Origin of the sequence: Vibrio sp. 10N.222.55.C7 (genome assembly GCF_041473335.1) — a bacterium.
In the GTDB taxonomy this organism is placed as follows: Bacteria; Pseudomonadota; Gammaproteobacteria; order Enterobacterales; family Vibrionaceae; genus Vibrio; species Vibrio crassostreae_C.
The window spans coordinates 57,904-69,066 of the sequence record NZ_JBFRSC010000037.1; the positions used below are offsets into that span (position 1 = coordinate 57,904).

General features: G+C 44.1%; 8 protein-coding genes. 3 read left to right on the forward strand and 5 right to left on the reverse strand.

Annotation, left to right across the window (positions count from 1 at the left end):
• The first annotated feature begins 154 nt into the window (after window positions 1-154).
• Complete coding sequence (locus AB4482_RS13110) at window positions 155-1,345, forward strand: amino acid aminotransferase (protein ID WP_017065416.1); 1,191 nt, start codon at window positions 155-157, stop codon at window positions 1,343-1,345.
• Between the two features lie 124 nt (window positions 1,346-1,469).
• Here AB4482_RS13110 and AB4482_RS13115 read toward each other — a convergent pair whose 3' ends face one another.
• Entirely contained in the window at window positions 1,470-2,111 is a 642-nt protein-coding gene (locus tag AB4482_RS13115; protein WP_017068768.1) for an outer membrane beta-barrel protein, read from the reverse strand.
• 150 nt (window positions 2,112-2,261) lie between these two features.
• Between AB4482_RS13115 and AB4482_RS13120 the strand changes: the two genes are divergently transcribed.
• Window positions 2,262-4,151, forward strand: a complete 1,890-nt coding sequence (locus AB4482_RS13120) for a DUF294 nucleotidyltransferase-like domain-containing protein (RefSeq protein WP_372181070.1) — start codon at window positions 2,262-2,264, stop codon at window positions 4,149-4,151.
• A 5-nt stretch (window positions 4,152-4,156) separates the two neighbouring features.
• Window positions 4,157-4,873: a 3'-5' exonuclease gene (locus AB4482_RS13125; protein WP_017060409.1), complete on the forward strand. Its 717-nt coding sequence runs from the start codon at window positions 4,157-4,159 to the stop codon at window positions 4,871-4,873.
• Window positions 4,874-5,083: 210 nt separating this feature from the next.
• Here AB4482_RS13125 and AB4482_RS13130 read toward each other — a convergent pair whose 3' ends face one another.
• The 4 genes from AB4482_RS13130 to AB4482_RS13145 form a co-directional block, all read right to left on the reverse strand.
• Complete coding sequence (locus tag AB4482_RS13130; RefSeq protein ID WP_102320459.1) at window positions 5,084-6,973, reverse strand: GGDEF domain-containing protein; 1,890 nt, start codon at window positions 6,971-6,973, stop codon at window positions 5,084-5,086.
• A gap of 20 nt (window positions 6,974-6,993) precedes the next feature.
• A complete protein-coding gene (locus AB4482_RS13135; protein ID WP_372055821.1) occupies window positions 6,994-8,142 on the reverse strand; it encodes an extracellular solute-binding protein in 1,149 nt (382 codons plus the stop codon).
• A 351-nt stretch (window positions 8,143-8,493) separates the two neighbouring features.
• The gene (gene serC, locus AB4482_RS13140; protein WP_017065411.1) at window positions 8,494-9,588 is read right to left on the reverse strand and encodes a 3-phosphoserine/phosphohydroxythreonine transaminase; all 1,095 of its coding nucleotides are present in this window, start codon (window positions 9,586-9,588) and stop codon (window positions 8,494-8,496) included.
• 163 nt (window positions 9,589-9,751) lie between these two features.
• Window positions 9,752-11,014 (reverse strand): DUF945 family protein, encoded by a 1,263-nt coding sequence (locus tag AB4482_RS13145; protein ID WP_017068763.1) that lies wholly within the window; start codon window positions 11,012-11,014, stop codon window positions 9,752-9,754.
• Window positions 11,015-11,163: the final 149 nt, after the last annotated feature.

Consider the following 11,163-nt stretch of genomic DNA (forward strand, 5'->3'; position numbering starts at 1 on the left):
GGTGTTTTGTTATCAAATATCCTCTTTAGTCAATAAATCTGATTGAAATGGATTTTTTTTGGTCTTTCTGTTCACTTCGTATTGTCTTAAAAATTCCATACAGGTATAACTACCCATAGATACTATCCCCTCTCAATTGACATGGATGAAGATTATGTTTGAAAAAGTGTTAGCTGCTCCCGCCGATCCTATCCTCGGCCTTACTGAAGAGTTTAAAAAAGACTCTCGTGCAGAGAAAATCAACCTTGGCGTTGGCATCTACAAAAATGAAGATGGTCAAACACCAGTACTTAAAACAGTAAAGAAAGCAGAAGCTGCACTTCTTGAAAACGAAAAAACCAAATCTTACCTAACGATTGAAGGTACAGCTGAATACGGTCTAGCGGTTCAGAAACTTCTTTTCGGTTCAGACGCAGAGATCGTTGCATCTCAACGCGCTAAAACAGCACAAGCTCCAGGTGGTACAGGTGCACTTCGCGTAGCGGGTGAATTCATCAAGCGCCAACTGGGCGAAGTGAAAATCTGGATCAGTAACCCAACTTGGGCTAACCACAACGGCGTTTTCGCAGCTGCGGGGATCGAAACTGCTCAATACAGCTACTACAACGCTGAAACTAAAGACAAAGACTTCGCTGGTATGGTTGCTGACCTAGAGAAAGCTTCTGAAGGCGATATCGTTCTTCTTCACGGCTGCTGTCACAACCCAACAGGTATCGACCCAACAACTGAAGAGTGGGAAGTACTGGCTAAATTGGTTGCTGAGAAGAAACTGCTGCCTCTATTCGATTTTGCTTACCAAGGTTTTGCAAAAGGCGTTGAAGAAGATGCTGCTGGCCTACGTATTTTTGCTCAATACAACAAAGAGATCCTTGTTGCTAGCTCGTTCTCTAAGAACTTCGGCTTGTACAACGAGCGTGTTGGTGCATTCACTCTGGTTGCTGAATCAGCAGACGTAGCAACGACAGCATTCTCTCAAGTTAAGAGCATTATCCGCTCTATCTACTCTAACCCACCAGCCCACGGCAGTGCTGTCGTTACTCACATCCTTGGTGATGCTGATCTACGTGCTGAATGGGAAGCAGAAGTGGCAGAAATGCGTGACCGTATCCAAGAGATGCGTGAACTATTCGTAACGACACTGAAATCAGAAGGTGTTGATGCAGACTTCACATTCATCGAACGTCAAAACGGCATGTTCTCGTTCTCAGGTCTAAGCAAAGAGCAAGTAACTCGCCTAAAAGACGAATTCGCAATCTACATTGTTGGTTCTGGCCGTATCAGTGTTGCTGGTATGACTAAGTCAAACATGGGTCCTCTATGTAAAGGTATCGCTGCGGTTCTTTAATCGAAAAGCGAAACCTGTATTTGCAGACCAATAGATGTGTAAAAGCCAGCAATTAAGCTGGCTTTTTTGTGTCTGTCTCTTTGTATATAAGAGCTATTAGTGCACTTAGCCTTTTCGTTACTGGCTAATACTCTAGGAAAAATTCCACTCCTAGCTCGTGAGTACGCTCGCTACGAATTTTACCTTCACCATCTCGATGTTGATATGACCCACCAATCGCAAACTTATTGGTCACTAGATAACGTAAACCTAAGTGATAGACCTCTTCATCAAACAGGTCACTTCGATTCACTTGCACACTCCCGTTAGCTATCCAACGTTTCGCAAAGCCATAGTTAAGCTCAGCTTTTACCCCTTGGATGAACTCAGTGTCTGAAGATTCAGTTCGGTTGGTGTCATTATCTTCAACCTTACCTTTTGTGATACCAAGCAGGTAGTAAGCCACTATATCTAAATCTTTCTTAATGCTGTAACGGTAACCAACACCTGGCATCAGCGTATCAATTCGAGTTGTGGTGTCATCAGGGTGAATAAAGCGTGCGCTGTAGTCTCCCAGCAACAACCAATCATCCGTCATCGCGTAACTGACGCCTAATCCATACGACGAGGCGTTATTATTACTGCCTGCATCTTCATTTAAACTGCCCGAATGCGCCGTGGCATAAATATGGTCGTAATCTAAAATATCCACCGCGTTAGTGTCCGCCCACAAACTTGGAGAAAACATAAAAACCGCAGATACAAAACTAAGCTTCCACTTCGACATTCCTATCATCCTTAAACTGTCACTCCATTAATTGAAAGGTTAGTCTATCCATAAGACTTTAAAAAGGTTTTAGCTCACAGATTGATTTGTGACGGCAAAATATTATCAAATGTTGTACCATGAAATCATACAAACCAATGGATGATCATTATGGATGCTGAGTTATTAGAGATTCAAAACTTTCTGGCACAATACCCCCCTTTCACAGAACTCCCTGAGGAGATGTTGGCGAAAGTGACCAGTAGCGTGGAAATTTCTTATTACCGCCAAGATACCCCTATCATTCACTTTGGTGATCAAATTCATGACTTATACATCGTTCGAAGTGGCGAAGTCGAAGTCTACCGCCGTAAAGGCGAACTCTATAACCGCCTGGATGAAGGCCACTTGTTCGGTCAAATGGGCCTACTGACCAACAACAAGGTGCGTTTCCCAGTTAAAGCCACCGAAGATACCCTGCTTTACTGTATTCCTGAGCCTATCTTCCAAGAGCTCTACGACAACTACGACTCCTTTGCCGATTTCGTAGAAGTAGAAGATAACGCGCGACTGCGCCAAGCCAACTCAGACAGCAACGACGCTAACGACTTAACGACATCCAAGGTTAAAACGCTGCTGACCAGCGAAGCACCAATGATCGAAAAAACGCGCACGATTCAGCAAGCTGCGACCATGATGGCACAGGATAATGTTTCCTCTTTGTTGATCATCGACCCAGAAATCGTTGAAGATGATGAAGATGACTCAACACCCGTGATTGGCATCATCACCGACCGAGATTTATGTACTCGCGTTTTAGCTGAAGGGCTTGACCCATCGGATGAAGTCTCTAGCGTAATGACACCTGAGGTTATCTCTCTCGATCACAATGCTTACGTATACGAAGCTATGATGACCATGCTTCGCTATAACGTGCATCATTTACCAGTGCTTAAAGATAAGAAGCCGATTGGTATTATCGAAGCGACCGATATTGTTCGTTATGAGTCTCAAAACTCGCTGTTATTGGTAAGTAGTATCTTCCAGCAACAAAGTATCGAAGATCTGAAGGTGCTTTCCGAGCAAGTAAAAGACAGCTTTGTGCGCTTAGTTAACGAAGATGCCAACGCCCACATGGTGGGTACTGCAATGTCGGTAATTGGTCGTAGCTTTAAGCAGCGAATTATCGAACTGGGCGAAGAGAAATTGGGCAAGTCGCCTATTCCTTACTGTTTCCTCGCACTGGGCTCTATGGGGCGTGATGAGCAGCTGCTGGTTACCGACCAAGATAACGCAATCATTCTTGATGATACCTACGACGAGAAAAAGCACGGTAAATACTTTGAGGAGCTGTCGACCTTTATTTGTGATGGCTTAGATCAGTGTGGCTATGTGTATTGTACTGGCGATATCATGGTGACTAACCCAACGTGGCGTATGACTCGTCGACAATGGGAAGAGTGCTTTGCCGATTGGATTGATGATCCAAACCCGAAAGCACTGTTAAATGCTTCAATCTTCTTCGACTTAGATGGCGTTTATGGTCGTCTGAAATGGGCCGAGCAATTGAACAGCTTTATTGTTCGACGCGCACGTAAGAACAATCGCTTCTTGGCGTGTCTTGCACGTAACGCACTCAACCGTACACCTCCGCTCGGCTTCTTCAAAGATTTCGTGATGGAGAAAGATGGCCGTCACAACAACTCTATCAACCTTAAGCGTCGTGGTACTGCGCCACTCGCCGATTTGATTCGTGTTCACTCGCTCGCGGTAGCGTCTCGCTCTAAGAACTCGTTCGAACGCTTAGATGACATTATTGACGCCGGTATTCTGCCAAAAGGCCGAGCTCAAGATTTGAAAGATGCGATGGAGTTTATCTCTCTGGTTCGTATTCGCCACCAAGCACACGATGTCGACAACAATATCGAGCCTGATAACAACATCGAGCCAGAGAACCTGTCTGACTTCGAACGACGTAACCTAAAGGATGCATTCCAAATATTAAGTAATGCGCAAAACTTCCTTAAGTTCCGTTATCAAGCCAGCAACAAGTTTAAGTAGGGCCTATGAACAAACTATTCAGATCACCTGCGGTCGATTGGCCATTTAAGTTTGCTCAGAAGCTTGAACGAGCGAGAGACGAGCGCTTAAAGCACTTTTATAGCCAGCCTCTTCCTGCGCCTGATACGCCACTTTCAGAAGTGATGTTTTTGGCTGTCGACTTTGAGACAACGGGGTTAAACCCAAACAAAGACGGCATCATTACCATTGGTTTAGTGCCATTTACGCTCAATCGCATCTACTTGCGACAAGCCAAACACTGGACTCTAAGACCAAAACAGAAACTTGAAGAAGAGTCTGTCGTGATTCATGGCATCACTCACAATGACATCATTGATGCGCCAGACCTTAGCGAAGTGTTGGGCGAGATCTTAGAATCAATGGCGGGACATATCCCTGTGGTTCACTATCGTCGTATCGAACGTGACTTTTTGGACAATGCATTGAAAGTGCGACTCGGTGAAGGCATTGAGTTCCCAGTCCTCGACACGCTGGAGATTGAATCTCAGATCCAAAATAAACTGGCTGGCGGCTTGTGGAACAAGCTGAAAGGTAAGAAGCCAGCTTCAGTGAGACTGGGTCAGAGTCGTCGTCGATACCATCTGCCCGACTACACGCCGCATCATGCATTAACTGACGCTATTGCGACCGCTGAGCTACTCCAAGCGCAAATTGCTCATCACTTTGACTCTGAGATGCCTCTGAAGAGTTTCTGGCTCTAGCTGAGTTACGTAAGCTAAATACAAACACAAAGCCCATCAACTTCCATTGGTCGGCTTTTTCATTTTTATCGTCTGTGTTTAAGCAACGGTTGGCCCGACTAAGCGCATTTCCCATAAGCGTTTAAACATATTATAACGTCACACCCCAGCAGTTCCGCTCTAATGGGCGTCGAAAATCGTGATCGCTATTTGTCAGCGCGATTGGCATTATTACTTCCCAACCACAGACAACGTTTGGTAATAAAGACGCTTTTGCTGATACATATTCTCATCAGCGACTGAGAACAATTGCTCAACGTCTGTTGAATCACTAGAGGCTGCACCAATCGAGAATCTGACAGGAATAGAGATACCCGCTTTAGTCTCGATTGCCTGTTGCTCCTGAGCAATGTACAACTGCTCAGTCATCTTTGCGACATTGAGCGAACTCGACTCACCAGACGTTAAGGTAAGCACCGCAAATTCATCTCCACCCAAACGGTATAGATTACTGGCAGGTGTCAATTCGTGGCTGATTACGTCTACGCAGCGCTGTATCAGCTCATCCCCGATCTCATGCCCATGAACATCATTGGTCGTTTTCAAGCCATTGATATCAATAATGATCAAAGAAATCTGATTTTGATTGTCGTTAATGCTGCGTTTACTGAATTCGAGATCTTCATTAAAAGCTTTACGATTCAAACAGCCAGTCGGCATGTTAATCCGTGTAATATTTTCGAGCTCTAGCCAACCAGCTAACTGTTTTTGGTACATGTCAAAAATCAGAAGATCTTCTTCACTGAGGACATCAAATGAACTTGAACAAAAATACCCGATCGCCGTCCCCTGTGAGTCACAGAGTATCAGGTCAGCCTCGCCAGTCCGGTTAAAATGAAACTGAATCGAATGTTGAACAAGTAATGTCTTTAACTCTTGATCGACCATTTGAGGAATCAACCGATATTCAGCCGCGTGTCTTGATGATGCAAACTGAACGATCTTCAAAATACGATGCTTCTGGGATTCTTCACGCGCGAGCGAATTAGTTAACTTGCTGGTTTTCTCTTCGACTAAGTCCTCTAGCTGAACATTAAATCTTTCGAGTTTATCGTTACTTTCGGTAAGCTCACGGACTTGGTATTGTATGCGACCCCACAAGGTTTCCAATAAACGACTCAGCGTGACGAACTCTGTAAAACGATGTTCATCCACACTATGAGTCGGTGACTGGTTATGCGAATACGACGTAACAGATTCAGCCAACAAGTTTAACTGCCCTGAGAACCAGCGGCTTAGGAACAGAGCAAACACAATCGAGATGGCAAGCGTCGCCACCAATATTCTGACAAAGACCACCTGAGCTTGTTGCATCTCTAATAAACGCTCACTGTCGGAAATATGATGTTTGACGTTCAGTACCAATTTGTCGGTAAAGAATGTGCTGTCGATAGAGATAATGTTCGCACTTTGTTCAGAAGATTGAGCATCCGTTGAATCAATATAGTTAAACTCAACCGACTCATTTTGATAAAGGAAAGGCGTCACTTTAGTCTTAAGTCTGTCATACCCCATAAGAACCACAAGATAACCCTGCGGCGTGTATGTAGAACCTTCTATCAAACGATAAGGTAAAATCGGCGCGACAAAAACGATACCTGTAGCGGCATTATCCGCCACTTCAGTTTCGGTAAACTCGGTGTGGAACAATTTCCCTTGCCCATAAACCGATTGAGGACGCTTCAAGCTTTCTAATAACTGGCTCTGCTCAAAATGGTACAAGCTGCCTTTGCTGTCATAAATGGGCTTCCAGTTTTGGTCCAGAATATAAGTCGCGGACACACTCTCCGCTAGCGCATTGAAGCTATCCATCTTGTCCCAAATAACACTCGAGAAAAAGATATTACCACCCGCTTTAATCAATGATCGGTCATGCGAATACCATTGAGTTAGGCTCGCCGTCAGCTTAATTTGCTCTTGTACGGTTTGACGAATACCGGTCGTAGAGTTGTCCAGCTTGGTTTCTTTTTGCTCTAAAGAACTTTGGTTTTGTTTATTGAGAATCAACTGTCCCGCTAGGTAAACAGGAAGCATTGAGCAAGCCAGCAACACCAAGCCCATGGTGTATTTTAATGATAGCTTCAATCTCTTACCCTCATATTCGCCGAGTAATATTGAACAAAATCATTGTAAAATTTATGCAGTTCACTCTTTGGCATCCCTGACTTGTAACGCTGATACGCCCGAGCCGATGCCTCCCAAACGATCGCCATCTTGTAGTCACTCGACATCATTTGCGATGCTTGAAACTCATCGTACATATTTGAAAGTGTCTGGTTACCTTCCTCAACACGGCGTTGATTAACCTCATAAAACGGCGAAACCATGGCACTCGAGTGAGCTAAAGAGGTGAAACTGTTTGATTGCAGGTATTGAACGACTTCTTTCAAAGCCAATTTCTTATCTGGGTTTTGCATGCCTTTTTCCGTGACAGCAAAAACCTTTGCGCCACTAAATGAAGACATACTTTCACCACGATAGGTCGGCAACGAATTGATGTACAAATCTCGACCAAAGGCGGCATCGAGTTCGCTGAACGCCCAATCACCGTCAATCAAAAACTCGACTTCCCCATTGATGAACCTCTGCCTCGCGCAAATATCGCTGCACGATGATTCGATGACTTTTTTCTGCTGCAACATGTCGATGAAATCAAAGATAGCAACTAACCCTTCACCATTAACATTCTTCGACGATAATAAGTCTTCAGAAAAAAGCTGATAGAAAGCTAGATAGAAGTACATGTTTGGATTGGGAAAAAGCACGCTCACTTGATCGGACTGAGCAGAGCGTTCAATTAGGCTCTCCCATGTCACGACTTGCGCTTGAGGCTTGCTCGAATACAGAACGACTTGGTTTCCAATACCAACCGGTAACGCCTTAAGCTCACCGTTGATGACCACTGCATCGAGCGCTTTTTTCTCATAGCGTTGGGTATCGACCCAAGCATCAGGAAGCGTCGCTAAATCGATATATTCAGTTAGACCTAAGAAGTCAGAAGGAACCCAGATGGCGTCGGGAAAGGTATTGTCTCTAGGATCAGCAACAAGCAGTTCAGAACGAATACTGTTGACGTCAAACGAACGAATTTCTACACGATGATCAGTCATCGCTTCGATATGTTCTTTTACATAATCGGCCGTTTCATAATTAATACCAGCCCATATTTCAAGTGTGGACGAACAAGCAACGGCCGGAAATAGCATCGCAAATAGACTCAATAACCTCACACTTGGTTCCTTGTGGTAAAAATTAGACGTTGGATTTTAATCGCCCATCAATAAACCGGGCGATGCGGCTTATCGCTCACTGCTCATGATTAGAGACCTAGCTTTGGGCGACACGTTATATAGTAAAAAGTGCCTAAATAACAGTTGATACTCTCGCTTTAAGAGAAAGGTCTGCTCATTCTGATACATCCGTCATATCTCTGGATGACTGTTCTTACAATAAATCAACATACCATACCCTTTATTATTAACGACAAAAAAAATGCCGCAAAAGCGGCATCTATCTCGTTCGGTGCATTCGACACAATAAAAATCAAATAAGCAATTTATCAGTCAAAGCCCTATCATCGATTAAGCGTATTTCTCTTCGAAATCTTTCATGAAGCTAACCAGCGCTTGAACGCCTTCCAGAGACATTGCGTTGTAAAGTGAAGCTCTCATTCCACCTACTGCTCTATGGCCTTTCAGTGATTTCAGACCTGCAGCATCAGCCAATTCTAGGAACTTGCCATCTAACTCAGGTTTCGCCAGTTGGAACGGCACGTTCATTCTAGAACGGTTTGCAGTGTGAACATCGTTTTTGTAGAAAGCTGAGCTATCGATTGCATCGTAAAGCAGCGCTGCTTTCTCTTTGTTCACCAACTCCATCGCTTCAACGCCACCTTGAGCTTTCAGCCACTTGAACACAAGGCCTGATAGGTACCAAGCGTAGGTTGGTGGTGTGTTGAACATTGAGTCTTTTTCAGCAAGTACTTTGTAGTTCAGAATACTCGGCAACACGTCGTTTGCGAGTTCGAGTAGATCATCACGTACGATTGCAATGCAGATACCCGCAGGGCCGATATTCTTTTGCGCGCCCGCGTAGATAACACCGTACTGAGACACATCAATCTTACGAGACAGAATGTTAGATGACATATCCGCTACGATTGGCTTATCCGTTTGAGGAAGCTCGCTGATTTCAATACCATCGATGGTTTCATTCGGACAGAAATGTACATACGCAGCTTCCGGGTCAATTTTCCAATCTTTAGCTGGAACAACCGCTGCTTTACCATCAATTGACGTCTTCGCGTTGAATACATCGATTTCGCAATATTTGCTCGCTTCAGTCACTGCACTTTCTGCCCAGTAACCCGCATCAATGTAAGTCGCTTTCGTCGCATCACCTAAAAGGTTTAGAGGAACAGCAGCGAATTGAGCACGAGCGCCCCCCTGACAGAAAAGAACTTTGTAGTTGTCTGGGATGTTCAGAAGATCACGTAGGTCCTGTTCGGACTCGTCAGCAACTTGAATAAATTCCTTGCTGCGATGGCTGATTTCCATCACGGAAGTCCCTAAACCATTCCAATCAATAAAGTCCGCTTGCGCTTGTTTCATTACCGGTTTAGGCAGTGCAGCTGGGCCAGCACTGAAGTTGAATACGTTATCTAATGTAAGTTCCATGGGGATGATTGCTCCTGCTAAATAATAACTATGCAAGTAATACCATGTTTTACCCAACATAAAAACAACAAAAGAGGTCTTAAGACCTCTTTTGTTTTGTACCGTATAAAATGTTTAAGCTTAACCTGCTAAATCACCCTATCAGTATTCACGCCTGCTCTGTTTATTGAACCAAAACCGGCATAAGTAGAGCGATTAATGGAATTTCTTGTCCATTTTCGAACACTAGGTTTCCATTTTCTAAGTCAGCGCTGATTTCATAACCACTGTCTGTTTCCTTGATCATTTCCATCACAAGCAATTCATCGATACCTTCACGGATGAATGGATACTCTTCAACAAGTTCATTTGAGAAGCTAGAGTGAACGTTGCCCGTTAATGCAGGCATGATCATCGAAGGGTTGCTGCTGATGTTTTCGGTCCCTTCCGGCACGCTCACCAACCACTTAGATTCGAACTGTCCCTTACCTAACTCTAACGACATGTTGTTCATTGAAAGGTCGAAACCTTTAGCAAACAGGATATCGATAAATGGAATGATCTCTGCAACGTCTTCTTGCGTCATCACAGGATTAGATTGGTAAATCTCAAAGATTTTCTCAAACGACTCGCTATCCAACTTCGACATTTCAAAATCGACGTTTAGGTTGTTCAACTGGCCTTCACTGGTCTCGATGTTTGCGATATCCAGCTTGAGGTTGCTGCGCAGACGCTTAGTTGCTTCATCTAGATGTGATTCAAAATCGTACTTAGAATTTTCAATGGTCATGAAAGGCTGCATTGCAGAATCTGAAACCAAGAAGCTATCGATAGTAAAATTCTGAGTACCTAACCAGTAGCCTTTCGCTTGTTGGCCTGAACCCACACCTTTCAGATTAGACAGCGTTACCTCTTCACCGGTTTCAAAATCAATTTGAACTGAAGGGATTGAAAGCTCGTAATCAACTTGGCCTAAAACAGTCGCATGGCCAGAAAGATTCGATTTAGTGATCGAGACCGAAGTCCCATTCTCATCAGAACCTTGGTGATTGAACTGGCTTAACTCAAAGTTAAAGTCAGTGTTGCCGTTTAGCTCAGTACTAGTGGTCAGAGTTAAAGGCAGAATATCGGTATTCTCAAACGTCGACAGTGCATTTAGACTCACCAAACCATGGCTAACCGCACTATTTATGACAAACTCACTCGGCAACCCATCAATCGCAAGTTGCTCTTTCAGGTTTTCATCCGTCACAGTTAAACGAGTGGTTACGTTGGAAGACAAGTAACCTCTATCGTATTCCACGATCTCAGCTTGAATGCTTGAATTGTTAAGCTTTGCAACGCCATCGGTAATCGCATTTTGTCCAATTTGCCCAACCGCTAGCGGCCAACAAAGTGCCAGTGAGATTGCTCCGCCAATAGCACCAATTTTTCTTAACTGTTCCATGAGTTCTCTTTCTACACGTGTCTATTTTTTTTAGTCTAACCCATCAGTAGCAAACAAGAAACATTGAGTTAAATCAGTCTATTGCTCGATACTTCGATTGCCTCAATAAATTAACGGCTAGCTCTCATCCTTATTCGGCGGTTCTTGCT

Excerpts from the sequence above, each read along its gene's own strand:
- AB4482_RS13110 (WP_017065416.1), top strand. The coding sequence starts at position 155 with ATGTTTGAAAAAGTGTTAGCTGCTCCCGCCGATCCTATCCTCGGCCTT.
- AB4482_RS13145 (WP_017068763.1), bottom strand. The coding sequence starts at position 11,014 with ATGGAACAGTTAAGAAAAATTGGTGCTATTGGCGGAGCAATCTCACTG.
- serC (WP_017065411.1), bottom strand. The coding sequence starts at position 9,588 with ATGGAACTTACATTAGATAACGTATTCAACTTCAGTGCTGGCCCAGCT.
- AB4482_RS13125 (WP_017060409.1), top strand. The coding sequence starts at position 4,157 with ATGAACAAACTATTCAGATCACCTGCGGTCGATTGGCCATTTAAGTTT.
- AB4482_RS13120 (WP_372181070.1), top strand. The coding sequence starts at position 2,262 with ATGGATGCTGAGTTATTAGAGATTCAAAACTTTCTGGCACAATACCCC.
- AB4482_RS13130 (WP_102320459.1), bottom strand. The coding sequence starts at position 6,973 with ATGGGCTTGGTGTTGCTGGCTTGCTCAATGCTTCCTGTTTACCTAGCG.
- AB4482_RS13115 (WP_017068768.1), bottom strand. The coding sequence starts at position 2,111 with ATGTCGAAGTGGAAGCTTAGTTTTGTATCTGCGGTTTTTATGTTTTCT.